The following is a 25,507-nucleotide window of genomic DNA, read 5'->3' as shown; positions in this document are numbered from 1 at the left end:
GATCGCCCATAGAACGTTATATCCCCGATATCCCATAAGCCAGGAGGGGTGGGTTAAACCCCTGAAAACTCTTTGAGGAGGTAATGTCCGCATCCCCGTCAGGTGACGCGGCGCCACACCTGGAAGCTGTCGAACACCGAGCGCATCGTGCCGTCCGAGGCGCCGCCCTCCTCGGCGGGAACCACCCAGGTCAGGACCACCGCGATGTCGCCGACCTCGATGAAGCGCCGTGTCTCGCGGTAGCTGCGCGCGGAGGATTCCTCCTGCGACCCGGCGTCCTCTCCGTACTCCGCACCCTCGCCGTACTCCGCGTCCTCGCCGTACTCGTCGTTCCCGTCGGCCTCGTCGGCCCTGCCGCCGTCGTCTATCTCGCCGACCTCGCCGACCTCGCCGGGATCGCCGTCCCCGCCCGTCGCGCCGTCCTCCCGCGGGCGCCAGGTGAGCCGCCAGTCGAGCCCGCTGCCGTAGGCGGTGGTGACCGGGTTCCAGTCCTGGGTGATGATCTGGCTGCGCCGCGCGGTGTCCGCCCTGGCGTTCGACCACAGCGACTCCAGGTCGCCGATCGAGCGCATGACCTCCACCGACATGGAGGCGTCGCCGTCCGGCCGCGTCCAGCGCACGCCCGCCCCGCCGGGCAGGGCCTGGGCCCGCCAGCCCTCGGGGTGCTTGATGGACCAGTCGTCCTTCTCGGTGACGGCCAGGTCCGGCCTGGCGGCGGCCGGGCGGCTGCTCCTGGTGGGGCTGGGCTCGGGCTTGGGGGACGCGGGCTTCTCCGACTCCTTCTCGGCGGGCTCGTCGTCCGCGGTGGACGCGGCGGAGGGCTCGTCCGCGGCCGGAGCCGCCTCGGCGGCCACCTGCCCGTCCTCGGCGGACATGATCCATCCGGCGGCGCCGGCGCCCAGCAGGACCACCGCCAGCGCCACGACCACGGCGACCGGGCCGCGCCGTCGCCGGGGCTCCGCGGCCCCCGCACCGCGGCCCCGGACGGGGTGGGACGGCGCGGTGGGCTGCCGGACGGGGGAATGCCCCGTCTGAGGGGGGCCGTCCGGAAGCCGGGCCTGAGGATTCCCGCCCGGGAGCCGCTGCCCCGTCGAGAACTGCCCCACCGGGAGCCGCCCGGCCGCCGCGTCCGTCCCGGGGGTGGACGCGGTCAGGACGGAGGGGTGGACCCCGGACCGCCGGGCCATGGTGACCGTGTCCCCGCTCACCTCGGCCAGCAGCGCGTCGGCCTGCTCGGCGGTGAGGCGGTGCGCGGGCTCGCGCTGCATCAGGCCGTACAGGACCTCGTACATCTCCGGGGGCACCGGGCTGAAGTCGGCCTCCTCGGTGAGCAGCGCCCCCAGCGTGGAGATGGCGTCCTGGCGCTCGAAGGGCGCCCGGCCCACCAGCATCGCGTAGAGCGTCGCGCCCAGCGCCCACAGGTCCGACCAGGGACCGGCGGGCGTGCCCGTGGCGCGCTCGGGCGGCAGGAAGCTGGGCGAGCCGGTGACCATGCCGGTCTGGGTCAGCGAGACGTCGCCCTCCACGGTGGCGATGCCGAAGTCGGTCAGCACCGCCCGGCCCTCGGAGGTGAGCAGGATGTTGCTCGGCTTGACGTCGCGGTGCATGATCCCGGCCTGGTGGGCCACGTGCAGCGCCGACAGCACCTGGCGGCCGATGTGGGCGACCTGGCGCACCGGCAGCGAGCCGACCTCGTCGAGCCCGCGCGCCCTGACCAGCTCCATGATGATCCAGGGGCGGCCGTCCTCCTCGGCCACGTCGTAGACCGCCACGATGCCCGGGTGGTTGAGCCGGGCCGCGGTCCTGGCCTCCCGGGAGGTGCGGGTCAGCTGGCGCTCGTGCTCGGCCGGTGACAGGTGCGGCGGGAGCAGGACCTCCTTGACCGCGACCGGGCGGTCGAGGACCGTGTCGTAGCCCTCCCACACCACTCCCATGCCGCCCCGGCCGAGCTCGCGCATGAGTGTGTACCGTCCGGCGACCGCGCGTCCCCCGTGCGGATGTGCCATGCCCCGTCCCCCAGGTCCCCAGGTCCCGATCCGTCGAGCCGCAAGTTTCCCACACGCCCCGCCCGTCTCGCCGAGCGTCTTGCCAGGGAGAGCGGAATGTTGTTCTACTGGCCTCGCAGGATGAGCCGCGCACTACCAAGCGATTGCTTGTTTACCGGGTGCCCGGTTAGAGTTCGAGAGCGCACCCCGGAGGGAACCCCCATGGATCACGTGAGCAGGAAGGGCCCGCTGGCCGGGATTCGCGTACTGGAGCTGGCCGGACTGGCCCCGGGGCCGTTCGCCGGGATGATGCTGGCCGACCACGGTGCGGAGGTGCTGCGCGTCGACCGGGTCTCCGCCGTGGCCGCCGCCGGGGACAGGCCGCGTTCCGACGTCATGGACCGCGGCAAGCGGACCGTCGGCCTGGACCTGAAGTCCCCCGAGGGGGTGACCGCGTTCAAGAGCCTGGCCGCCAGCGCGGACGTGGTCATCGAGGTCTTCCGGCCGGGGGTCGCCGAGCGCCTGGGCATCGGTCCGGCGGACCTGCACGCGGTCAACCCCCGCCTGATCTACGGGCGGATGACCGGCTGGGGCCAGGACGGCCCGCTGGCGCCGACGGCCGGGCACGACATCGACTACATCGCGATCTCCGGGATCCTGTCCATGCTCGGCCGCGAGGGCGGCAAGCCCACCCCGCCGATCAACATCCTCGGCGACTTCGCCGGCGGCGGCCTGATGCTGGCCTACGGCGTGCTGCTGGCCCTGCTGGAGCGGGAGCGGACCGGGCGGGGCCGGGTGATCGACGCCGCCATGGTGGACGGGGCCGCGACGCTGTTCGCGATGTTCTACCACGGCGTGCAGAGCGGTTTCTGGGGCCCGCGCGGCACCAACCTGCTCGACACCGGCGCCCCCATGTACGACACCTACGAGACCGCCGACGGAAAGTTCATGGCGGTGGGCGCGCTGGAGCCGCAGTTCTGGAACGAGATGATCTCCCTGATGGGCCTGTCCGACCTGCCCGACCGCAACGACCGGGCCAACTGGCCCGCGCTGCGCGAGCGGCTGGCCGAGGCGTTCAGGTCCCGCACCCGCGCCGAGTGGGAGGCGGTGTTCGACGGCTCGGACGCGTGCGTCTCCCCCGTGCTGGAGATGTCCGAGGCGGGCGACCACCCGCACAACAAGGCGCGCGGCGCCTTCGTCGAGGTCGGCGGGGTGCGGCAGCCCGCGCCCGCGCCCCGGCTGCTGGGCGCGCCCGAGCAGGACCTCTCCCCCGCCACCCGGCTGGCCGACCTGTCCTCATGGGGCCTGCCGGAGGAGACCGCCGCCGGGCTACGGGCGTCGGGAGTACTCGCCTGAGAGGAAGTCACGATGGACCACGCGGCCAGGATCGACCTGCTCGACGGAGACATGTACGCCGGGGATCCCGGCCCGGTCTACGCCTGGCTGCGTGAGAACGCCCCGGCCTACTTCGACGAGGGCAACGGCCTGTGGGGCATCTCCCGGCACGCCGACATCTCGGCGGTCGAGCGGGACGGCAGGCTGTGGTCCAGCACCGGCGGCTACCGGCCGCAGCTGCCCAGCGACCCGTCGATGATCGGGATGGACGACCCCGAGCACGCCGAGCGCCGCCGCCTGGTCTACCGGCGCTTCACCCCGCGCTACGTCGCGGAGAAGTACACCGACCGGGTCAGGTCCGTGGTGACCGAGCTGATCGACGAGGCGCTGGAGGAGGGCGCCGTGGACGCCGTGCCGGCGCTGGCCGCGCCGTTGCCCGGCCGGATGATCGGCTGGCTGCTGGGCTTCCCCGACGAGCGCTGGCCGGAACTGGTCCACTGGTCGGAGACGACCATCGTGGCCGGGGGCGGCCTGCGCTACGTCACCCACGACGCGGCCGTGGCGGCGGGCGAGTTCGCCACGGCCGTGCTGGAGCTGGCCGCCGAGCGGCGCAGGTGCCCGCACGACGACCTGACCACGCTGTGGGCCGGGCGGCCCGACTACGACGACGAGCACCTGGCCAACGAGGCGCTGCTGTTGCTGGACGGCGGGGCGGAGACCACCAGGACCGTCATCGCCACCGCGATCGACGCGCTGATCAGGCACCCGGAGCAGTGGGCGCTGCTGCGGGAGGACCCCGGACTGATCGGGGACGCGGTCGAGGAGTTCATCCGCTGGACCACCCCCGTCCTCAACATGTGCCGGACCGCCACCCGCGACACGGTCCTGGCCGGCCAGAAGATCTCCGAGGGCCGGCAGGTCCTGATGATGTACGGCTCCGCCAACCGCGACCCCGCCGTCTTCACCGACCCCGACGTCTTCGACGTCACCCGCGTCCCCGGCGGGCACATCGCCTTCGGCCTGGGCACCCACTTCTGCCTCGGCGCGGCGCTGGCCCGGCTGGAGCTGCGGATCTTCTTCGAGGAGTTCGTGCGCCGGATCGGCTCGGCCGCCTGGGCCGACGACCGCGGCCCGCGCATCCTGCCCAACGCCTTCGTGCGCGGCGTGACCTCCTTCCCGATCGTCCTGACGCCCCGCTGACCCGGGACACCCCCCGGCCTCGTCGTTCACGCCTGCCGGCCGTACGGCACCCCTGTCTTAGATGTGCCTTCTGCTGTCGTAGGAGTTGCTTTGAATGTAGTAGGTCTACTACATTCGTTCACATGAGTACTGCGGTGAGTGTGCGCGGGCTGCGGATGCGGTACGGCGCGGCCGACGTGTTGCGCGGAGTCGACCTGGAGATCCGGCGAGGAGAGATCTTCACGCTCCTCGGCCCCAACGGGGCGGGCAAGACCACCACGATCGAGATCCTGGAGGGCTTCAGGAAGCGGTCGGCCGGTGAGGTGAGCGTGCTCGGCACGGACCCCGAGAAGGGGGGCGACGACTGGCGGGCCCGGCTGGGGATCGTGCTGCAGAACTGGCGCGACCACACCCGGTGGGGCGTGCGGGAGCTCGTCGTCCATCTGAGCCGCTTCTACGACGCCCCGCGCGATCCCGACGAGCTGGTGGCCGCCGTCGGGCTGACGGAGCAGGCCGGGCAGCAGGTCGGCCGCCTGTCGGGTGGGCAGCGCCGCCGGCTGGACGTCGCGCTGGGCATCATCGGCCGGCCCGAGCTGCTGTTCCTGGACGAGCCGACGACGGGCTTCGATCCGCAGGCCCGGCACGAGTTCCACCTGCTGCTCACCCGCCTGGCGGCCGACGACGGCATGACCGTGGTGCTCACCACGCACGACCTGGCCGAGGCCGAGAAGCTGGCGCACCGGACCGCGATCCTGGTCGGCGGCCGGATCGCCGTCTGCGGGACCCCCGGCGAGCTGGCGCGGGAGGTGCAGGCGCAGTCGAGCGTGCGCTGGATCGAGGACGGGCGCGAGCGGGTGCTGTCCACCCCGGATCCCTCGCGGGCGGCGTGGGAGCTGCACAACAGGTTCGACGGGCCGGTGCCGGGGTTGGAGATCCGCCGGCCGTCGCTGGAGGAGAGCTATCTGGAGCTGATCGGGAGGGCGGCATGAACATGAGGGCACTGCGCATCGGGATGCGGCGGGGCTGGGCCGAGCACACGCACCTGCTCAGGAACCGCAGGGAACTGGCCGGCACTTTGATCGGCACCGTGGGCTTCTTCGCCCTGATGCTGATCTGGATGGGAGACCGGCCCGTGAAGGGGACCGACGTCTCCAACGCGACGTTCATGACGGCCGGGTTCCTGGCCTTCACCGTCTTCTCCAACGGGCTGATGACCCTCCCCCTGTCGCTGGTCACCGACCGGGAAGAGGGGGCGCTGCTGCGGCTGCGCGCCATCCCCGGCGGGATCCCCGCCTACCTCACCGGGCGGGCGGTGACCGTGCTGTGCCAGATCGCCCTGCAGAGCGCGCTGCTGGTGGCCACGGCCGTGCTCGTGGGCGGCGTCGCGCCTCCCCGTGACTGGCTGACGCTGGCGTGGGTGCTGGTGCTGGGCACGGTCGCCGTCGTGCCGCTGGGCGCCGCGATCGGCTGCCTGCTGCCCAGCTCGAAGTCCGGGGCCGGGATGGTGGCCCTGCCGATGATGCTCCTGCTCATCCCCTCCGGCGTCATGTTCCCGGTGACGGCCATGCCGGAGGCGGTCCAGTGGGTCGCCCAGTCCTTCCCGCTCTACTGGCAGGGACTCGGCCTGCGCGCGGCGCTCCTGCCCGACTCGATGCTCGTCGCCGAGATCGCCGGGAGCTGGCGCCTGCCGTACGTCGCGGCCGTGCTGGGAGCCTGGACGGTGGCCGGGATGCTGCTCGCGCCGGGCCTGATCCGCCGGATGACCAGGCGGGAGTCCGGCTCGCGGCTCGCCGAGCGCCAGCTCGCCGCGCAGACCGCGTGATCCGACCCCGAGCTGGGAGACTGCTGCGATGTCCGCGGAAGAGGTGTACAACCGCATCCCGATGCTCAGGGCCGAGCGCGGGATCTCACGCAAGGACCTGGCGACGGCGCTGGGTGTGCACTATCAGACGGTCGGCTATCTGGAGCGCGGCGAGTACAGCCCGAGCCTGTACCTCGCCCTGCGCATCGCCGAGTACTTCGAGGTTCCCATGGAAGTCGTGTTCTCTCTCAAGCCGTTCCCCCGGCTGGGCAGCGAGGTGAAGTGATGGCAGGTTGGCAGGAGCGCTGGCAGCGCTCGCAGGCCGAGGTGATGCAGCGCGACATGCTGCCCGCCTGGTACGCCACGCGGGAGCGTCGTCGGGTGCTCGCCGCGGCCGCGGTGTTCGCGCTGGCGCTGGGCTGGGTGAACGCCGTCGTGGCGTGGGTGATGGGGCCGACCCAGACCCAGCGCTGGATCGTCCTGACCCTGCTGGTGGTCATGATGGTGGTCTATCTCCCGGCGGTGACGCTGATGAACGTCGCCACCCGCGGCGTCACCGCGCTCGCCGAGCGTCAGCTGGACGAGCGCCAGCGGGGTGAGCGGCTGCGCGCCGTCGCGCTGTCCCATCGCACGACGACCGTGATCCTCGCCCTCCTGGCCGTCGTGTTCCTGGTCAACGGCATGGCCCAGGGGCGCGGGCACACCGTGTCCGGGTCGGCGATGCTCCATCTGTTCCTGGCGCTGGCCCTGACCCACTTCGTGCTTCCGCTGATCGTCTCCTGCTGGCGGCTGCCCGACCCGCCGCCGGACGACGACGACTGAGCCCCGGGGCCGCTCAGCGCATCGGCGGGAAGATCGCGACGTAGAGATCCACGCCCTCCGGGTGGTGGACCTCCAGGTCGGTGGTGAAGGCGCGGGGCGGGGTGCCGCCGGACTCGGTGTGCTTCCACAGCTGCTGCCAGGAGTCGACCAGGGCGCCCGGCATCGGCCCGCGGGCCTCGAGCTTCAGCGCCGGTACGGCGGGCACCCGGACCGCGACCATGCCCTCGGGCAGCGCGGCGAAGGCGCGCACGGCCACCCCGACGATCTGGGTGTAGGCACCGTGGTGGTCGCTCTCGTAGTCCGTCAGGACCGCGTACAGGTTCTCGTCCACCCGGCCGGGCACGTAGGCGAAGGCTCCGGGGGCTCCCGCCCGCTGCCACAGCGCCGGCAGCTTCGCCCGCGCCGGGTCCATCTCCTCGGCGTTGGAAGTCCGTACGGCATGGCCCACGACGAGCGTCTCCGGCCGATCAACAATGATCACAGCGCCTCCTGATGGCCACCCCGATAAAACACGCGAATCGGATCTTAACCCCCGCTCCGGCCGAGTTGTCCCCCATGGGAGGTGGGCAAACGGGGAATGAAGCCCCATATCCATTCACCGCATAAGGTAGTCCCACGTGAGATTCCTGAATGAGACGGCTCCGGCCTACGACCTGACCTACAGCGACGTGTTCATGGTCCCTTCGAGATCATCCATCGGGTCGCGCCTCGCCGTCGATCTGTCCACCTCCGACGGCACCGGCACCACCATCCCGATCGTCGTGGCCAACATGACCGCGGTCGCGGGCCGCCGCATGGCCGAGACCGTCGCCCGGCGCGGCGGCATCGCCGTGATCCCGCAGGACATCCCGATCGACGTGGTCGCCGACGTCGTCGACTGGGTCAAGCAGCGCGACCTGGTCCACGACACCCCGCTCACCCTCACCGCGCACGACACCGTGGGCGCGGCGCTGAACCTGCTGCCCAAGCGGGCCCACGGAGCGGTCATCATCGTCGACGGCGAGAACCGCCCGATCGGCGTCGTCACCGAGGCCGACTGCCAGGGCGTGGACATGTACACCCAGCTGTCCAACGTCATGTCCGACCACCTGCTCGCCCTGCCCGCCGGGCTCGACCCCCGCGAGGCCTTCGACCGGCTCCACGAGGGCCGCCACCGCCTGGCCCCCGTGGTCGACGGCGACGGCCGCCTGGTCGGCATCCTGACCAGGACCGGGGCGCTGCGCGCCACCCTCTACACGCCCGCCGTCGACGCCCGGGGCAGGCTGCGCATCGCCGCCGCCGTCGGCATCAACGGCGACGTGGCCGCCAAGGCCAAGGAACTGCTGGAGGCCGGGATCGACTGCCTGGTCGTGGACACCGCGCACGGCCACCAGGAGAAGATGATCTCCGCCCTGAAGGCGGTCCGCGCGCTCGACCCCGATGTGCCGGTCGCGGCCGGCAACGTCGTCACCGCCGGCGGCGTGCGCGACCTGGTCGAGGCCGGCGCCGACATCCTCAAGGTCGGCGTGGGGCCGGGCGCCATGTGCACCACCCGGATGATGACCGGCGTCGGGCGCCCGCAGTTCTCGGCCGTGCTGGAGTGCGCCGCCGAGGCGCGCCGCCTGGGCCGCCACGTGTGGGCCGACGGCGGCGTCCGCCACCCGCGGGACGTGGCCCTGGCCCTGGCCGCCGGCGCCGCCAACGTGATGATCGGCTCCTGGTTCGCCGGCACCTACGAGTCCCCCGGCGACGCCCGCACCGCCGCCGACGGCCGCCGGTACAAGGAGAACTACGGCATGGCCTCGGCCCGGGCCGTGAAGCTGCGCACCGCCGAGGACTCCCCCTTCGACCGGGCCCGCAAGGCCCTGTTCGAGGAGGGCATCTCCACCTCGCGGATGTACCTCGACCCGGTCCGGCCGAGCGTCGAGGACCAGATCGACGCGATCGTGGCGGGCCTGCGCTCCTCGTGCACCTACGCGGGGGCCTCCACCCTGGAGGAGTTCCACGAGCGCGCGGTGGTCGGCGTGCAGAGCTCCTCCGGCTACACCGAGGGCATGCCGCTCCACCAGAGCTGGTAGTCCCCCGGCCGCCCTCTCGGGCTCCCTGCCCTCCCCCTCCCGTCCGCCTCCCCGTCCCGGGCCCTCGCACGGCCCGGGGCGCGGGCGCCGGACGGCCCCGGTGACCGGAAAACCCGTCGGGGCATGCATCCTCACCCGTGCCCCGGGTAGCCCGCTTCTTCGAGTCACCCCAACTCGGAAGGGCGAAAGGACATGGCACAGCTACCCGTGGGTCTGGACACGCCGGTCGTCGTCGACCGCAGGACCCTGGTCGGATACGACAACTACCTGGCCGCGCAGCGGGCCGTCGACGCCCTCTCGGACGCGGGCTTCCCCGTCGAGAACACGGCGATCGTCGGCAGCGACCTCCGGCTGGAGGAGACCGTCACCGGCAGGATGACCAACGGCCGGGCGGCGCTCGCCGGCGCCGGGAGCGGTCTGGTCTTCGGCCTCGTGGTCGGGGCCTTCCTCGGCCTGTTCACCTCGACTACGATGTCGTTCATCGTGCTCGTGCTGTGGGCGGGGCTGTGGGGCGCCGTGATGGGCGCCGCGTTCGGGTTCATCAACCACTTCTTCACCGGCGGCAAGCGCGACTTCGCCTCGCGCAGCGCCATCGTCGCGGGCCGCTACGACGTGCTGGTCGCGGCCTCCCACCTCGACCACGCCCGCGCGATCCTGGAGGGCGGCCACCGCCCGGCCGCGGCCGACACCGTGGTGGTCGAGCCCCCGCCGTCTGCGGGCGTGTACGACCCGGCCACCGGCCGTCCCGTCGCGGAGCCGTACGACCAGTCCGTGGCGCCTCCCGTCGCCGGGACGCAGGACCCCTCCGCCTCCTCTGCGCCGTCCGTCCCGCAGGCCCGCAGGCACGACTCCTCCGAGGAGCGTCCTCTCACCTCGGAGCAGCGGCGCCACTGAGGAAAGCGGCGCCACCGGGGAGAACGCCGTGATCCCGCAGCCGGCCGGGCCTATCCGGTCGGCTGCGGGACCACGTCCACCGGCCGCGGGACGACGACGAGGTCCCGCGTGTCGCTCAGCTTCCGCGGGGAGCACCCCTGCTGGGCGGGCAGCACCACGATCGGGGCGTCCATCGTCCCTCCCACCGCCATGCCCTGCAGCGTCCGGCCGCCGCAGGGCATGCCGGCGGGTATCAGGACCTCGATCGGGGTGGGCGTCGTGACCTGCGTCAGGCGCGGGGGAAGGGTCGTCAGCCAGGTCAGGACCAGGAGGCTGGCGACGAAGGGCACCCCGGCCCATCTCAGGCCCCGGGCGAGGCGCTCGTAGCGTCGCTGGGTCTCGTAGGCCGAGGCCGCGTCGACGACGCGCTGGACCCGCCGTTCGAGGTCCGCCGCGAGACTGGACAGCGCGGCGCTGTCGGCGGCCGAGCGCAGGTCGTAGACGCGCCCGCCGATCTCCACCGCCTCCACCGGGTGGCTGGCGAGCAGCGCCCGCTGGGCCTTGTTGTGGTCCTGGGTCAGCTGCCAGATCGCGTCGCGGGAGGCGCCCAGCAGGTCCGCGCGGCGCTCGACCACCAGATAGCGGACCAGGCCCGTGGCCGGGGCGACGAGACGGGGGTTCGGATAGTCGCCCTGGTCCTCGCGGTCGAGCTCGGACAGCTCGTCGATGCTGCGCTGCGGAACCGACAGGACCTCGGCCGCCCGGTAGAGGGTCCAGACCACGCTCGCCAGGGTCCCCAGGACGGCCGTCAGGGCCAGGGCCACCGCCCAGGGGCCGACGTCGTCCAGGCCGTCCAGGTCGCGCAGCTGCAGGCCCGCCACCAGGGCGGCGACGACGGTGGCGCTGGCCCCCACCAGCCAGCGGGCGGCCGCGCGCAGGTCGGAGGCGTGGGAGACGTCGTTGGCGACCGACGGGGAGAACTCGATCCCGGACGCGTGCATCACCCGGTCCTCTCGCGCCGCCGGCGCATCAGCTCGTGGTGAGAGGGCAGTTGTAGTACAAATGTACTACACTCGCTCCCACAGGGGTGCCCATGACGGCGAAGAAGCGACGGATCGGCCGGGCGGACATGCAGATCTACAAGATGCGCGACCTGAACCAGAGGACCGCCGAGGTCATCCAGGAGATCAACGACTCGGGGAAACCGGCGGTCATCACGCGCCACGGGCGGTTCGTGGCCCTCATCACCCCCCTGATGGGCAAGGGGCTCGAAGGGGAGCTGGTCGCCCGCCTGCTGGAGGAGCAGGGCGCCCTGCTCGGCGAACGGGACCGGGCCGGCACGGAGCCGCAGGGCTGGTCGACCGCCGAGGTGGCCAAGCGACTCGGCCTCGACCTGCCGTGACTCCCGCGCCCGCCGTACGGCCCGGGAACCGGCCCCGGCCTGCCATGACTCCCGCGCCCGCCATACGGCCCGGGAACCGGCCCCGGCCTGCCATGACTCCCGCGCCCGCCGTACCGCCCGGGAACCGGCCTGGGCGCGCGGCGGCCGTCACAGGAAGCGCACCATGTCGGAGACGTGCAGAATCCGCACCACCCACCGGCTGATCGCCTCCCCCTGCCGGAGCGCGGCCTCGTACTCCGCCGGGGTGGGGTCGCGGTAGATCAGGTAGTAGTCCCACGCCCGTCTCCGGTCCTCCCACCACCGCTCGCCCACGAGACCGTCGTCGTCGGGGAGATCGGCGTAGTCGGGCCCGGCCGGCAGATCGTCGGCCAGGGCGGCGGCCCGGTCCGATATCCCGCGCCGCCAGGCGATCTTCCCCTCCCGGCCCCTGACCCACCCCTCGTCCCTGCGGCGGTTGCGGCGCGGGGGGAAACGCAGTTCCTCACCGACGGCCAGGATCTCGGCCTGCACGGCGGGATCGCCGATGTTCTCGAAATCGGCGTCAGTCATCCTGTCCCATCCGACCCCGGCCACGATCACCTCCGTCCTGAATGATCCATCCGGCCGCGGACGGCTTCAACCCGCCCGGGGGCGGGGATCGGGTCTCAGGCGGATTCGCGGACGACGAGCTCGGTGGGGAGGATGATCGGGTCGGCCGGGCCGCCGGTGGTCAGGCCGAGCAGCAGACGGACCATGGCGGCGGCCTGCTCGACGACGGGCTGGCGCATCGTGGTCAGCGGCGGCTCGGTGTAGCGGGCCGCCTCGATGTCGTCGAAGCCCACCACGGCCACGTCGTCCGGGACCCGCCGGCCCGCCTGGCGCAGCGCCTGCAGCGCGCCGATCGCCATCAGGTCGTTGGCGACGAAGACGGCGTCGAGCTTCGGGTCGTCCTCCAGGAGCTGGCGCATCGCCACGGCGCCGGACTCGCGGGTGAAGTCGCCGACCGCGACGATCGAGCGGTAGTCGGAGCCGCGCATGACGTTGCGGTAGCCGGCCAGCCGGTCCTGGCCCCCGATCATGTCCTGGGGCCCGGCGACGGTGGCGATGCGGCGCCGACCGGCCTCGATCAGGTGGCGCACGGCCGTCTCGGAGCCGCCCACGTTGTCGTTGTCGACGTAGGGCAGGTCCACCGGTACGGCGGGCCGGCCGTAGGAGACGGCGGGGATGCGCATGCGGGTGACCGCGACGGGCAGCGGGTCGGCGCCGTGCATGGAGATGATCATCACGCCGTCCACGTGGCCGCCGGCGATGTAGCGCTCGACCCGGGCGTGGCTCCTGGCCGAACCGGTCAGCATCAGGACGACCTGCTTGTCGGCCGCCTCCAGCTCGGCGCTGGCCGAGCGGATCACGGTGGAGAACATCGGGTCGTCGGAGAACACCCGGGTGGGCGACTCCGAGACGACCAGGGCGATGGAGTCGGTGCGCTGGTTGACCAGCGTGCGGGCGGCGGCGTTGGGGACGTAACCCAGCTCCTCCACCGCTCGCATCACCACGTCGCGGATGTCGGGGGCGACGGTCGGGTGGCCGTTGACCACCCGGGAGACGGTGGCCCGGGACACTCCCGCGCGGGCGGCGACCGCCTCCAGGGTGGGGCGCTTCATGCGGGCCTCCGATAGACCTTCGGTTGGCACGACGATAGTCCATCGGAGGACACGTCGTGGATCTTCGCGGGCGTCCGGTCCCATGTCCGGACGCCCGCGGCGGCATCAGCCCTTGACACTGCCCGCAAGCAGTCCGCGGACGAAGTAACGCTGCATCGACAGGAAGACGATCAGCGGGACGATCACCGAGACGAACGCCCCGGCGGTCAGGCGCTGCCACTCGTTGCCCTTCGTCCCGGCCATCTGGGCCAGCCGGACCGTCATGGGGGCGGTCTCGGCCGTGCCTCCGGCGAAGATCAGGCCGACCAGCAGGTCGTTCCAGACCCACAGGAACTGGAAGATGCCGAAGGCCGCCAGGGCGGGCGCGACCAGCGGCAGGATCAGCCGCCGGAAGATCACGCCGTGGGTGGCGCCGTCCACCCGGGCCGCCTCGATCAGCTCGCCGGGCAGCTCCGACATGAAGTTGTGCAGCAGGAAGACGCCCAGGGGCAGGGCGAAGCAGGTGTGGGCGAACCACACCTGGGCGAAGCGGGAGGCGCCCTCCAGCTCCCAGGCGGGCATGATCTGCGTTCCGAACACCGAGACGCCCTCGGAGAAGAACGACAGCAGCGGCACCAGCGCCATCTGCAGCGGGACCACCTGCAGGGCGAAGATGCCGATGTAGATCAGGTTGCGCCCGCGGAAGGGCACCCAGGCCAGCGCGTAGGCCGCCAGGGCGGCGAAGGCCAGCGGGAACAGCACCGACGGGATCGTGATGACGATCGAGTTGATCAGGAAGCTGGCCATCTGCCCGGAGGACGAGGAGGTGCTGAACAGCACCTGCTGGTAGTTCTCCAGGGTCAGCTGCGGGTCGGCGAAGAACGTCCACCAGCCGGTGGTCTTGATCTGGTCCTCGGGCCGCAGCGACGACAGGAACAGGCCGAAGGTCGGGGTGGTCCACAGCAGCGCGATGACGATCGCCACGATGCTGGCGGTCCTGCTCGTCAGGCTCTTGCGGACGCGCCGGGCGGCGCCCCTGGCTCCGGACTGCGTCACCGTGACGGTGCTCGAAACGGTCGTCATCGGACGGTCTCCCGGCGCTGGCGGATCTGGTAGACGACGATCGGCGTGACGAGGACGAACAGGAAGACGGCCAGCGCCGCGCCCTTGCCGGTCTCGCCGTACCGGAACGCCTGGTTGTACATCTCGTTGGCGATGACGCTGGTGTCGAACTGGCCGCCGGTCATGGTCCGGACGATGTCGAACAGCTTGAGGGTGCCGATCGACTGGGTGACCAGCACCACGACCACGGCCGAGCGGATGCTCGGCAGCGTCACCCGGAAGAACATCTGGACCGGGGAGGCGCCGTCGAGCTTGGCCGCCTCGATGATCTCGGCGGGGATGCCCTTGATGGCGGCCGAGAGCACCACGGTGGCGAAGCCCGCCTGGATCCACACCATCACCACGATGAGGAACAGCGTGTTGATCGGCGGCTCCAGCAGCCACTGCTGGGGCGTGCCGCCGAAGGCCACCACGATCTGGTTGAGCAACCCGATCTGGTCGCTCTCCTCGGGCCGGTAGGCGTAGACGAACTTCCAGATGATGCCCGCCCCGACGAAGGAGATGGCCATCGGCAGGAAGACCAGCGACTTGGCGATCGACTCGAAGCGGGTGCGGTCGACCACCACGGCGTACAGCAGGCCGACGGACGTCACCAGGATGGGGACGAGCGCGACCCAGATGAGCGTGTTGCGGAGCACCGTCACCGCTTCGGGCTGGGTGAACATCCAGATGTAGTTGTCCAGCCCCACCCACGCGGCGCCGTCGCCGCTCATGAACGACAGCATGGTGGTGCGCACCGCCGGCACGACCAGTCCGATCGCCAGCAGGAGGAGCGCCGGGGCGAGCAGGACGGTCGCGTGCAGCCGCGCCCGCTGCCGCATCGGCGCGCGGTCGAGCAGGAGCAGCAGCAGCCCGACCACTGCGCAGAACGCGATGATGCCGAGCAGGAGCTGCACGAGCTTCGGCTGTTCCGCCGCGAAGTCGAAATCCAGGTTCATGGGAGAACTCCGGGAAGGATCGTGCCGGTAAGGGAGCGTCCGGCTCCGCGGCGGGACCGGCGGGGTCGCCGTGCCGCGCGCGGAGCCGGACGCCTCGGGAGGTCCGGGGTCAGGACTTCGGCCAGGAGTTCTCGATGAAGTCGAGGACCGTCTTGGTGTCCTTACCGTTGATCCAGTCCGTCATGCCCTTCCAGAAGGTGCCCGCGCCCACCGCGGCCGGCATCAGGTCGGAGCCGTCGAAGCGGAAGATCGTGTTCGGGTCCTGGAGCATCTCGATGGAGAGCTTGTCGATCGGGTTCTGCGCGTTGGCGATGTCGACGCCCTTGTTCGCCGAGACGTACGTGCCCAGCTTCATCCGGGCGTTGGCGTAGTCGGCGGTGGCCAGGTAGGCCTGCACGGCCTGGACCTCGGGCCGGTCGGCGAAGGCCGCGACGAACTCGCCCGCGCCGAGCACCGGCTTCTTGGCCGGGTCGTTGCCGGGCAGGTAGAAGGCGAACACGTCGCCGTCCTCGGCCACCTTGGTGCCCTCGGGCCAGAAGTTGGCGTAGAAGGAGGCCTGGCGGTGCAGCGCGCACTTGCCCTCGGTGATGGGCACGCCGCCCTCCTGGAAGGCGGTGCTGGCGATGCTCTTGACCGGGCCGTAGCCGCCGTTGACGAACTTGTCGTTCTTCAGGATCGCGCCGGCCTTGTCCACCGCGGCGACGACCTTCGGGTCGTTGAAGGGCAGCTTGTGGGCGACCCACTCGTCGTAGCCCTCGGGGCCGATCTCGCGCAGGAGGATGTCCTCGATCCAGTCCGTGGCGGGCCAGCCGGTGGCGTCGCCGGACTCGATGCCCGCGCACCACGGCTTGACGCCGCTGGCGGCGATCGTCTCGGAGAGGGTCATGAGCTCGTCCCAGGTCTTGGGGATCGCCCAGCCCTTCTCCTTGAACATGCTCGGCGAGTACCACACGAAGGACTTCACGCTGGCGCCCAGCGGGGCCCCGTAGAAGACGCCGTCGACGGTGCTGTACTTGATCCAGTCGGCCGACCAGTTCTTGTCGGCCAGCTCCTTGACCTTGGCGGAGGCGGGCTTGAGCTTGCCGGCCTTGGCGAAGCGCTCCAGCAGGCCGGGCTGCGGGAAGAAGGCGATGTCCGGCGGGTTGCCGCCGTCGGCGCGCACCTGGATCTGGGCCTCGAACTCGCCGGTGCCCTCATAGTTGATCTTCATCCCGGTGCACTTCTCGAAGGGCGCCCAGGTCTGCTGGAACAGGTCGGCCTCGACGTCCCGGATCGGGGAGTAGATCGAGACCTTCTTACCCTCGTGCTTGCCGTACTCCGCGTACGGCGCGCACTCGGCGGACGTGCCGCCGTCGCCGCCCGCCGTGCTGGTCGGCTCGGACGAGCCGCATCCGCTGGCGACGAGCGCCAGGCCCACGCTGCCCGCGATCAGGGCGACGCGTGCGGGATGAGAGAGGAGCGACATGGACCCTTCCTCCATTACTTTGCCGGGACGGCCCCGCCTGGGGGCCGGGCGGGCCACCTCGCGACGTCCGCGTGAGGCCACCGCGTGACCGCGTCATCTGCCTCGATGGCCGCCGTCCTCACTGATGTGAGAGCGCTCTCTGCAGCTTCGTGGGCCAGGGGCGGGATGTCAATGATTGTGATCCTACGGTTACGCAGTTGCTAATTCGATATTTCAACAACGGTCCAACGGATGGTCAAAAGGGTTGAGAGCGCTCTCGAAAACGGTCGGGCGGGGGCCCTGAGGGCCCCCGCCCGGCGGGTGCCGCGCGACCGGGTCGGCCGGTCGCGCGGCGTCGCGGCACGACGGGATCAGCTCGTCGCGAAGGTGAACCAGTTGAGGTTGACGAAGTCGGCGGGCTGTCCGCTACTGAAGGTTATGTAGACGGTGTGGGTGCCCGTGACGCCGGCGATGTTCGCCGAGACCGTGCGCCAGCTCTGCCAGCCGCCGGTGTTGGCGATGGCGAAGTCGCCGATCGGGGCGGCCGTGGGGCTGTCCAGGCGCACCTGGACCAGTCCGCTGATCCCGGCCCCGGCTCCGGAGGCGACCCGGGCCCTGAACTGGGTGGCCGCGGTGCCGCCGAAGTTCACGCCGTCGAAGCGCAGCCAGTCGCCGTTGGCGATGGCCCCGATGTTCTGCCCGCCGCCGGTGTCCGTGGTGGTCTCCACGATGGTGCCGGACTGCGCCTGGTACCTCTCCGCCTGGATGGTGGAGCGGGCGTCGACCCCACCGGGCTGGGTGGGAGTCGGCGTCGGGGTCGGGGTCGGGGTCGGGGTCGGGGTGACGGTCGGGGTGGGCGTGGGGCTCGGGCCGGGGCCGCTGCCGTTGCCCGGCTCGGTCCCGCTGCCCGCCGGTCCGCGCCAGGCCATCGCCCTGGCCGGGACCGAGAGCGTCTGCCCGTCGGAGAAGCTCACCGTGACGGCGCTGCTGGAGACGTTGTAGGCCACGTAGGTCTTGCCCGTGCTCTTGGTGAGCACCGCGTACGTCGGGACGCTGGCCGTGACCGAGTGGTCGGGCGTGCCCCAGGCGTTCAGTGCGGAGATCCAGTGGTAGGCGTGGGCCCTGGAGTCGCCGTCCTCGGGAGCGGGGTCGGCGCCCAGCCACAGCGACTGGGCGGTGGCCGGGTCGGCCATCGCCAGGAACTGCCAGATGACGTCGCGCCACTCGGTCTCCTGGCCCCCGTTGGAGGCGCGCAGCTCGTTGATGTTCTGCTGGATGTCGGCCTTCCAGGCGCCGTTGTAGAGCGAGCCGCCGGTGATCGGCAGCATGTTGATGCCGTGGATCTCCTCGGCGTTCGCGGTCCACCAGGTGGAGTAGCTGGCGCCCGCGCCCCACACCATGCCCACCGTGTCGTGGCCGTAGGAGGAGGGGAAGACCGCGTTCGCGGCGTCGAACCAGTACTGGCCGATCGCCTCGCGCTCGGTGGTGTACTGGTAGATGCCCATGTCGCGCAGCGCCGTGTCACCCGTGGCCTGGCCGAACAGGATCGCGGCGGCGTTGAACATCATCGCCTCCGACGACGACTCCTGGTTGTTGCCGTGCCCGAAGCCCGCGTGGCCCGAGGCCCAGGCGTGCCCGGCGTAGGGGTCGAAGTTGCGCAGGAACGGGAAGCGGGTGTCGGACCTGTCGTAGTTGGCCGCGTCCTTGACCAGCAGCTTCAGCATGCCGCCGTACTGGGAGTCGGAGGCCCAGGCGGGGTCGTGCTGGGCGATCATGGCGCCGGCCAGCACGTAGTAGCCGTAGTGGAAGTGGTGGTCGTTGAGCTCCCTGTCGGTGCCGTAGCCCGCCGGGTAGCCGATCAGCGTCTTCCAGGCGGAGTCGTAGGCGAACAGACGCGAGGTCTCCCCCGAGCCCGCCGTGAGCCAGTCGGCCAGCCGTGTCTTGACCAGCTGGATCGCCTTGTCCCGGCCGGCGGTGTAGCCGATCTGGTTGGCGACCGGGATCAGCGCCGCCAGCCGCCACAGGGCCTTGCCCGTCCAGTAGGTGTCGGTGGCGCCCTTGTAGGGGTCGGCCGCGTTGAGCTCGGCGTCGATGCCGGCCCGCAGCCTGGCCCGGTCGGCGCCGGGCGCGATCGGCAGGGCGGGCAGCACGCCGTTGAACTTCGCCGTCGTGGTGAACGACCCGCCCTCACGCAGGCGCATCTCACCGCGCGGCGAGGCGTAGCGGTACGCCGTCACCGTGTCGGCGGAGTTCGCCCACTGGTGCCGATAGAGCGCTTGCAAGGTTCCCGTCTGGGTGCCCTGCCGGGCGGTCGTGGAGGCCGTGTAGGTGGCCCTCAGCTGGGAGGTCGCCGCGTCGTACGCCCAGCTGACCCGGCTGTCGGTGACGAACGAGTAGGCGTACTTCTGGAACAGAGAAAGCGCTCCCCGAGCTGGCAGCACGGCCACCGAGAAGAAGGACGCGGGAGCGCTGGCGGAGGCCGTGCCGGTCAGCGACCAGGTGACGCCCGAGGGGGCGAACAGCGCGTAGTCGTGGCCGTTGACGGTTACTCCGAGTACATTCCCGCTGTTCTGCCAGACGGTGGTGGAGCCGGTGAAGTTCACCAGCGCGTTCCCACCGGTGACCTCGGCGAACACGTACGGCGAGCCGTGGCCGATCGTGGTCCGCAGCGTGCGGGTCCCGTCGCTCCAGCGCGGGGTGACCGTCCAGTCGCCCCAGCCGTCCACCTCGGTCCTCGGCGCGTTCAGACCGGCGACGCCCACGTTGAGGTCGCTCTGGTGGATGTGCTCGTACATGCGCCCGTCGGAGGAGATCCCCGGGTTGTCGGGGTATCCGACGCTGATGCCCGAGGCGTTGGCGTGGAAGGACAGCGGGTGGGCGTACATGTTCTCGGAGTACGGGTTGCCCGCGTAGCGCTGGAAGACCAGGGAGGACCACCAGTCGTTGGTGGGCACGGCGCGCCCGGCCATCCGGCTGGTGACCTTCGGGCTGACGGCGGCGCCGTCGGAGTTGGACGGGCCCGCGGCGCCGGCCGGGCGGGCGGAGGCGTAGCTGCCCGAGCCGACGTCCACCGCCAGGGCCGGGCCCGCGAGGGCGATGGGGGCGGTTACCGCCGTCGCGACGACGGCCACCGCGGCGATTACTTTGCGTAAGGGAGGTGAGAAGCCCACGGATACCTCCTCAGGTACCGGGCTGCCGGCGGCACGGGGTCGCCGGGGAGGGACAGTGGTGCAGAGAGCGCTCTCTGTTGCAGGACCGTAACGGCGCATTAACCTCACGTCAACGAATCCATACCGCCGTTCCCTCTCAACTGTCGGACACCTCTCCTTGACATGCGCGTCCGGCTGCCACAATGCTGTGTGAGAGCGCTCTCTGCCGTTCGGGGCGAGGCGGGGTTGACGGCGAGGCGAAAGGGGCTGTGGGGCATGAGCCTGTCCACAGGAACGTCCGTGGGGATCTCCGAGGAGACCGCGGGCAAGGGCGACATCACCTTCCCGAAGGGATTCGTCTGGGGGACGGCGACCGCCTCCTACCAGATCGAGGGAGCCGCGCACGAGGACGGGCGGGGGCCGTCGATCTGGGACACCTTCTCCCGCACCCCCGGCAAGGTCGTCGGCGGTCACACCGGTGACGTGGCCTGCGACCACTACCACCGCTACCGCGACGACGTGGCCATGATGGCCGACCTGGGGATGCAGGCCTACCGCTTCTCCATCGCCTGGCCGCGGATCCAGCCGGACGGCTCCGGCCCGGTCAACCCCCGCGGCCTGGACTTCTACGAGCGGCTGGTCGACGAGCTGCGCGGGCACGGCATCACGCCCATCGTGACGCTCTACCACTGGGACCTGCCGCAGGCCCTGGAGGACCGCGGCGGCTGGACCAGCAGGGAGACCGCCGAGCGCTTCGCCGAGTACGCCGCGATCGTCCACGGCAGGCTCGGTGACCGGGTCGAGACCTGGACCACCCTCAACGAGCCGTGGTGCTCGTCCTTCCTCGGCTACGGCGCGGGCATCCACGCCCCGGGCCGCACCGAGCCGGGCGCCGCCTTCGCCGCCGTCCACCACCTGCTGCTGGGCCACGGGCTGGCGACCGCCGAACTGCGCGCCGCCGGGGCCAAGCAGGTCGGCATCACCCTCAACCTGGCGCCGATCAGCGGGAACGACCCGCTGGCCGTGGCGCACATCGACGGCCTGCAGAACCGGATCTTCCTCGACCCGGTGCTGCGCAAGGAGTACCCGGCCGACGTCGTCGAGCGCGCCCGCCGCTTCACCGACTGGTCCTTCGTCCGCGACGGCGACCTCGACCTCATCGGCGCGCCCATCGACCTGCTCGGCGTCAACTACTACAGCCCGACCACCGTCGAGCTGCGCGCGGGCCAGCCCGCCAACCCGGTGCACCCGGGCAGCGAGGGCATCGCGTTCGTCCAGGGCGACGAGGAGCGGACCGCCATGGGCTGGTCGGTCGTGCCCTCCGCGCTGACCGACCTGCTGGTCAGGCTCTCGCGCGACTACCCGGGCACGCCGCTGATCATCACCGAGAACGGCGCCGCCTTCGACGACGTGCTCGTCGACGGCCGCGTCGCCGACGAGCGGCGGATCGCCTTCCTCGACGGCCACTTCCGCGCCGCGCACGCCGCGATCGAGGCCGGCGCCGACCTGCGGGGTTACCTGGTGTGGTCCCTGATGGACAACTTCGAGTGGGCCGAGGGGTACGGCAAGCGCTTCGGCCTGGTCCACGTCGACTACGCCTCCCAGAACCGGGTGCCCAAGGACAGCGCCCTGTGGTACCGCGAGGTCGTGCGGCGCAACGGGATCCGGTCATGACCGGGCCGCGGGCATGAGCCGGTGAACGCCGTCCGGCCCACACTGGAGAAGGTGGCCGCCAGGGCGGGCGTGTCCCGGGCCACCGTCTCCCGGGTGGTCAACGGCTCGCCCCAGGTCAAGCCGGAGATCCGCGAAGTGGTGATGCGCGCCGTGGAGGAGCTGGGCTACGTGCCCAACCTCGCGGCGCGCAGCCTGGTGACCCAGCGCGCCGACTCCATCGCCCTGGTCTTCCCCGAGCCGCCCGCCCGCGTCTTCTCCGACGACCCGATGTTCGCGAGCATCATCCGCGGCGTCAGCCAGGAGATGGACCTCGCCGACAAGCAGCTCGTCCTCATGCTCTCCGGCTCGCCGCGCGGCCAGGAGCGGGTCGAGCGCTACACCACCTCCCGGCACGTGGACGGCGTGATCCTCGCCTCGCTGCACGGTGCCGACCCGCTGCCCGCGGCGCTGGCCCGCAGGGGCGTGCCGGTGGTGTGCGGCGGCCGGCCCATCGCCGGCGGCGGCCCTCCCTCGGTGGACATGGAGAACGTCGGCGGCGCCGAGCAGGCCGTACGGCACCTCGTCGCCTCCGGCCGGCGCAGGATCGCCACGATCGCCGGGCCGCAGGACATGATCGCCGGAATCGACCGGCTCACCGGCTACCGCAACGTGCTGCGCGACTCCGACCGGCGCTCCATCGTCGCGGTCGGCGACTTCACCCGGGACTCCGGCGCCACGGCGATGCGCCAGCTGCTGCGCGACGACCCCGCGCTCGACGCGGTGTTCGCCGCCTCCGACATGATGGCCCTGGGAGCCCTGCAGGTGCTGCGCCAGTCCGGCCGGCGGGTGCCCGACGACGTGGCCGTGGTCGGTTTCGACGACGTCCCCGCCGCCGCCTACGCCGAACCGCCGCTCACCACCGTGCGCCACCCCATCCACGACATGGGCCGGGAACTGGCCAGGCTCGTCCTGTCCCTGGCGTCGGGTGAGGACGTGGACACCCCGGTGATCCTGCCCACGGAGCTGATCGTCCGCGAGTCGGCGTAGGTTCCCGCGGAGAGGGGCGGCGGGCGCGCGGTCAGACCCTGCGCCAGCCGCCCGCGGCGTGGATGCCGCCGTCGACGTGCAGGGTCGCGCCGGTGACGAACCCGGCCATGGCGCTGACCAGGAACACCACCGCCCCGGCGGCCTCGACCGGGTCGCCGAGGCGGCCCAGCGGCGGCAGCCGTACCGGCTCGAAGGGCAGCGGGTCGGCCAGCATGCGCTCGCGGACGGCCTCCTCCCCTCCGGTCGGCAGCGCGTCGGGGGCGATGGCGTTCACCCGGATCCCCCGCGGGGCCAGTTCGAGCGCCAGCGAGCGCGTCAGGCTCTCCAGCGCCGCCTTCATCGCCGCGTACACGGCGAACCCCGGGGCCGCCTGGTGCGCCTCGCTGGAGGTCACGTTGACGATCGAGGAGTCGGGCGGCATCAGCGGCAGGAACCGGCGGATCACATCGGTGACCTGGGTGAAGTTCTCCGCGATCAGGACGCTCTCACCGCGCGGGGAGACCTCGGCGAAGGCCGCGTGGAACGTCCCCCCGGCGTTGTTGACCAGGACGTCCACCCGCCCGAACCGCTCGCGCACCCCCTGGGTGAACACCTCCAGCGCCATCGGGTCGCGCACGTCCACGGTCATGGTGAACGCGTCGTCGAACCCGTCGATCGGGTCGCGGTCGCACAGCGCCACCTGCGCGCCGAAGACCCGCAGCGTCTCCGCGATCGCCCGTCCCAGCCCCCGGGCCGCCCCGGTGACGACGGCGACCTTCCCGGTGAGCAGGATCTCCTCCGGCACGTACGGCTTGCGCATGCCACCTCCACGTGATCTTCCGAGCGTACGACGCCGGAGCCGTCACGTCCCCTTCTCCCTCACGCGCTCTCCGAACCCCGTAGAGTCGTCCGGTCGGCCGGAACCCGGTCGGCACGCATCCGACCAAGGAGAGACCACGTGGCACTGGAGAAGCCGGAGATCGACTTCCCGGAGGGCAACCCGCCCACGGAGCTGCAGATCGTCGATATCGTCGAGGGGGACGGCCCGGAGGCCAAGCCCGGCCACCAGGTGAGCGTCCACTACGTCGGCGTCGCATTCTCCACCGGCGAGGAGTTCGACGCTTCCTGGAACCGCGGCGAGACCTTCGAGTTCTCGCTCGGCGCGGGCCAGGTCATCGCGGGCTGGGACCAGGGTGTCGCGGGCATGAAGGTCGGCGGCCGCCGCCGCCTCACCATCCCGCCCCACCTCGGTTACGGCAACCGCGGCGCCGGCCGCGTCATCAAGCCCGGCGAGACCCTCATCTTCGTCGTGGACCTGCTCGGCGTCCGCTGACCCTTTGAGCGGTGCCCGGCCCACCCAGCCGGGCACCCACCCCCTCCCCCACAGCCGGTACGGCGAGGGGCCGGACGGAGGGGTGCGGCGCCGCCGTACGGCGTGAAGCGATCGGGAATCCGGGGAGTCGCCCGCACGGATTGTCGGGGTGAGCTCATAGGCTGAACACTGTGCTGCTGATCGATCTCGCGCGTACCTCTGCGGCCGTGGCCGCCGACTCCGCCCGGCTGGCGAAGATCGGCCATCTCGCGGAGCTGCTCGGCCGGGTCAAGCCCGACGAGGCGGAGATCGCCATCGCCTACCTATCCGGTGAGCTGCCCCAGCGGCAGATCGGCGTCGGCTGGGCGAGCCTGAAGGATCTCCCCCAACCCCGGCTGGCCGCCACCGCGACCCTGCACCAGGTCGACGACCTTCTCAGCCGCATCAAGGCCCAGGCCGGTCCCGGGTCCCAGAGCGCGCGCAAGACCATGGTCACCGAACTGTTCGCCTCGCTCACCGGCCCCGAGCAGACCTTCCTGTCCCGGCTGCTGCGAGGGGAGCTGCGGCAGGGCGCCCTCGACGGGGTGATGATCGAGGCCATCGCGAAGGCGTCCGGAGTGCCGTCCGCCGAGGTCAGGCGGGCGCTGACGCTGCGGGGCTGGCTGCCCGCCGTGGGCGCGGCCGCGCTGGGCGGGGGCGTCGAGGCGCTGCGGGCCTTCCGGCTGGAAGTGGGCCGTCCCGTGTCGCCGATGCTGGCGCAGAGCGCCACCTCGGTCACCGCCGCCCTGGAACGGCTCGACGGACCGGCCGCGATCGAATGGAAGATCGACGGGGTCCGGATCCAGGTTCACCGCTCCGGCGACACCGTGTCCGTCTTCACCCGGACCCTCGACGACATCACCCGCCAGGTTCCCGAGGTCGTCGAGGCGATCGGCGCTCTGCCCTCGCGTGACCTCGTCCTGGACGGCGAGGTCATCGCCCTGCGCGAGGACGGCCGGCCCGCGCCCTTCCAGGTCACCTCGGGCCGCGTGGCCAGCAGGACCGACGTGGACTCGGCCCGCCGTACGACCCCGCTGAGCATGTTCTTCTTCGACGCGCTGCGGGTGGACGGCGCCGACCTGCTCGACCTGCCCGGTGCGGAGCGCCAGGCGGCGCTGGCCGCGAACGTGCCTGCGGAGCTCGTCACCCCGCGCCTGGTCACCGACGAAGCCACGGCGGGTGAGACCTTCTTCGCCGACGCGGTCCGGAGCGGTCACGAGGGTGTGGTGGTCAAGTCGCTGCACAGCCCCTACGCCGCGGGCCGCCGGGGCGCGGGCTGGATCAAGGTCAAGCCGCGGCACACGCTCGACCTGGTCGTCCTCGCCGCCGAGTGGGGAAGCGGCCGCCGCGAGGGATGGCTCTCCAATCTCCACCTGGGCGCCCGCGACCCGGAGACCGGCGGCTTCGTCATGCTCGGCAAGACCTTCAAGGGCCTGACCGACGAGCTGCTCACCTGGCAGACCGAGCGCTTCCTCGCACTCGCCGACGGCCCCACCGACAGCTGGACGGTCACCGTCCGCCCCGAGCTCGTCGTCGAGATCGCCTTCGACGGCGTCCAGCGATCCAGCCGCTATCCCGGCGGCATGGCCCTGCGCTTCGCCCGGGTCCTGCGCTACCGCCCCGACAAGACCCCCGACCAAGCCGACACCGTCGACACCGTCCGCGCCCTGATGATCTGAGACCTCGACGATCTGAGACCTCGACGGTCCTCGACGATCTGAGACCTCGACGGTCCTTGACGGCCTGAGACC

Annotated in this window: 23 protein-coding genes; 13 read left to right on the top strand and 10 right to left on the bottom strand. The window is 71.6% G+C overall.

Going from position 1 to position 25,507, the window contains the following annotated elements; translation table 11 throughout:
- Positions 1-98: 98 nt before the first annotated feature.
- Entirely contained in the window at positions 99-2,006 is a 1,908-nt protein-coding gene (locus tag Psi01_RS05270; protein WP_204062793.1) for a serine/threonine-protein kinase, read from the bottom strand.
- A 201-nt stretch (positions 2,007-2,207) separates the two neighbouring features.
- Between Psi01_RS05270 and Psi01_RS05265 the strand changes: the two genes are divergently transcribed.
- From Psi01_RS05265 to Psi01_RS05240, 6 genes are all read left to right on the top strand, one after another.
- Positions 2,208-3,341, top strand: coding sequence for a CaiB/BaiF CoA transferase family protein (locus Psi01_RS05265; RefSeq protein ID WP_204062792.1), 1,134 nt, complete (start codon positions 2,208-2,210; stop codon positions 3,339-3,341).
- 12 nt (positions 3,342-3,353) lie between these two features.
- Positions 3,354-4,520, top strand: a complete 1,167-nt coding sequence (locus Psi01_RS05260) for a cytochrome P450 (protein ID WP_204062791.1) — start codon at positions 3,354-3,356, stop codon at positions 4,518-4,520.
- A 122-nt stretch (positions 4,521-4,642) separates the two neighbouring features.
- Positions 4,643-5,488 (top strand): ABC transporter ATP-binding protein, encoded by an 846-nt coding sequence (locus tag Psi01_RS05255; RefSeq protein ID WP_204062790.1) that lies wholly within the window; start codon positions 4,643-4,645, stop codon positions 5,486-5,488.
- On the top strand, positions 5,485-6,321 hold the full coding sequence (locus Psi01_RS05250) for an ABC transporter permease (protein WP_204062789.1): 837 nt from the start codon (positions 5,485-5,487) through the stop codon (positions 6,319-6,321). Before Psi01_RS05255 ends, Psi01_RS05250 begins: the two co-directional genes overlap by 4 nt.
- Before the next feature lie 28 nt (positions 6,322-6,349).
- Positions 6,350-6,586 carry a helix-turn-helix transcriptional regulator gene (locus Psi01_RS05245; RefSeq protein WP_204062788.1) on the top strand — a complete coding sequence of 79 codons (237 nt, stop codon included), beginning with the start codon at positions 6,350-6,352 and terminating at the stop codon, positions 6,584-6,586.
- Complete coding sequence (locus Psi01_RS05240) at positions 6,586-7,122, top strand: hypothetical protein (RefSeq protein ID WP_204062787.1); 537 nt, start codon at positions 6,586-6,588, stop codon at positions 7,120-7,122. Before Psi01_RS05245 ends, Psi01_RS05240 begins: the two co-directional genes overlap by 1 nt.
- A gap of 13 nt (positions 7,123-7,135) precedes the next feature.
- On the opposite strand, the gene Psi01_RS05235 is transcribed toward Psi01_RS05240, so the two are convergent.
- Positions 7,136-7,603 (bottom strand): GyrI-like domain-containing protein, encoded by a 468-nt coding sequence (locus tag Psi01_RS05235; RefSeq protein WP_204062786.1) that lies wholly within the window; start codon positions 7,601-7,603, stop codon positions 7,136-7,138.
- A 136-nt stretch (positions 7,604-7,739) separates the two neighbouring features.
- Here Psi01_RS05235 and Psi01_RS05230 point away from each other — a divergent pair, with 136 nt between their 5' ends.
- Both Psi01_RS05230 and Psi01_RS05225 read left to right on the top strand, forming a co-directional pair.
- A complete protein-coding gene (locus Psi01_RS05230; RefSeq protein ID WP_204062785.1) occupies positions 7,740-9,179 on the top strand; it encodes a GuaB1 family IMP dehydrogenase-related protein in 1,440 nt (479 codons plus the stop codon).
- A gap of 192 nt (positions 9,180-9,371) precedes the next feature.
- Positions 9,372-10,073: a YflT domain-containing protein gene (locus Psi01_RS05225; RefSeq protein ID WP_204062784.1), complete on the top strand. Its 702-nt coding sequence runs from the start codon at positions 9,372-9,374 to the stop codon at positions 10,071-10,073.
- Positions 10,074-10,123: 50 nt separating this feature from the next.
- On the opposite strand, the gene Psi01_RS05220 is transcribed toward Psi01_RS05225, so the two are convergent.
- Complete coding sequence (locus Psi01_RS05220) at positions 10,124-11,053, bottom strand: hypothetical protein (RefSeq protein ID WP_204062783.1); 930 nt, start codon at positions 11,051-11,053, stop codon at positions 10,124-10,126.
- A 92-nt stretch (positions 11,054-11,145) separates the two neighbouring features.
- Here Psi01_RS05220 and Psi01_RS05215 point away from each other — a divergent pair, with 92 nt between their 5' ends.
- Positions 11,146-11,454 carry a type II toxin-antitoxin system Phd/YefM family antitoxin gene (locus tag Psi01_RS05215; protein WP_204062782.1) on the top strand — a complete coding sequence of 103 codons (309 nt, stop codon included), beginning with the start codon at positions 11,146-11,148 and terminating at the stop codon, positions 11,452-11,454.
- Between the two features lie 147 nt (positions 11,455-11,601).
- Here Psi01_RS05215 and Psi01_RS05210 read toward each other — a convergent pair whose 3' ends face one another.
- The 6 genes from Psi01_RS05210 to Psi01_RS05185 form a co-directional block, all read right to left on the bottom strand.
- The gene (locus Psi01_RS05210; protein ID WP_204062781.1) at positions 11,602-12,003 is read right to left on the bottom strand and encodes a hypothetical protein; all 402 of its coding nucleotides are present in this window, start codon (positions 12,001-12,003) and stop codon (positions 11,602-11,604) included.
- A 95-nt stretch (positions 12,004-12,098) separates the two neighbouring features.
- The gene (locus tag Psi01_RS05205; RefSeq protein WP_204062780.1) at positions 12,099-13,094 is read right to left on the bottom strand and encodes a LacI family DNA-binding transcriptional regulator; all 996 of its coding nucleotides are present in this window, start codon (positions 13,092-13,094) and stop codon (positions 12,099-12,101) included.
- A 105-nt stretch (positions 13,095-13,199) separates the two neighbouring features.
- The gene (locus Psi01_RS05200; protein ID WP_204062779.1) at positions 13,200-14,156 is read right to left on the bottom strand and encodes a carbohydrate ABC transporter permease; all 957 of its coding nucleotides are present in this window, start codon (positions 14,154-14,156) and stop codon (positions 13,200-13,202) included.
- Positions 14,153-15,127 (bottom strand): carbohydrate ABC transporter permease, encoded by a 975-nt coding sequence (locus Psi01_RS05195; protein ID WP_204062855.1) that lies wholly within the window; start codon positions 15,125-15,127, stop codon positions 14,153-14,155. Before Psi01_RS05195 ends, Psi01_RS05200 begins: the two co-directional genes overlap by 4 nt.
- A 115-nt stretch (positions 15,128-15,242) precedes the next feature.
- Complete coding sequence (locus tag Psi01_RS05190; protein ID WP_204062778.1) at positions 15,243-16,598, bottom strand: ABC transporter substrate-binding protein; 1,356 nt, start codon at positions 16,596-16,598, stop codon at positions 15,243-15,245.
- Between the two features lie 350 nt (positions 16,599-16,948).
- The gene (locus Psi01_RS05185) at positions 16,949-19,747 is read right to left on the bottom strand and encodes a glycosyl hydrolase (RefSeq protein ID WP_204062777.1); all 2,799 of its coding nucleotides are present in this window, start codon (positions 19,745-19,747) and stop codon (positions 16,949-16,951) included.
- A 255-nt stretch (positions 19,748-20,002) separates the two neighbouring features.
- On the opposite strand from Psi01_RS05185, the gene Psi01_RS05180 reads away from it, so the two are divergent.
- Positions 20,003-21,400: a GH1 family beta-glucosidase gene (locus tag Psi01_RS05180; RefSeq protein ID WP_204062776.1), complete on the top strand. Its 1,398-nt coding sequence runs from the start codon at positions 20,003-20,005 to the stop codon at positions 21,398-21,400.
- Between the two features lie 21 nt (positions 21,401-21,421).
- Positions 21,422-22,426, top strand: coding sequence for a LacI family DNA-binding transcriptional regulator (locus Psi01_RS05175; RefSeq protein ID WP_204062775.1), 1,005 nt, complete (start codon positions 21,422-21,424; stop codon positions 22,424-22,426).
- A gap of 31 nt (positions 22,427-22,457) precedes the next feature.
- Here Psi01_RS05175 and Psi01_RS05170 read toward each other — a convergent pair whose 3' ends face one another.
- The gene (locus Psi01_RS05170; protein WP_204062774.1) at positions 22,458-23,225 is read right to left on the bottom strand and encodes an SDR family NAD(P)-dependent oxidoreductase; all 768 of its coding nucleotides are present in this window, start codon (positions 23,223-23,225) and stop codon (positions 22,458-22,460) included.
- Positions 23,226-23,363: 138 nt separating this feature from the next.
- Between Psi01_RS05170 and Psi01_RS05165 the strand changes: the two genes are divergently transcribed.
- Both Psi01_RS05165 and Psi01_RS05160 read left to right on the top strand, forming a co-directional pair.
- Complete coding sequence (locus Psi01_RS05165; RefSeq protein ID WP_275424490.1) at positions 23,364-23,738, top strand: FKBP-type peptidyl-prolyl cis-trans isomerase; 375 nt, start codon at positions 23,364-23,366, stop codon at positions 23,736-23,738.
- Positions 23,739-23,908: 170 nt separating this feature from the next.
- Positions 23,909-25,435 (top strand): ATP-dependent DNA ligase, encoded by a 1,527-nt coding sequence (locus tag Psi01_RS05160; protein WP_204062773.1) that lies wholly within the window; start codon positions 23,909-23,911, stop codon positions 25,433-25,435.
- Positions 25,436-25,507: the final 72 nt, after the last annotated feature.

The sequence above is a fragment of the Paraplanobispora siamensis genome, from assembly GCF_016863175.1.
Lineage (GTDB): Bacteria > Actinomycetota > Actinomycetes > Streptosporangiales > Streptosporangiaceae > Planobispora > Planobispora siamensis.
This window is presented reverse-complemented; position numbering and strand designations above follow the sequence as displayed.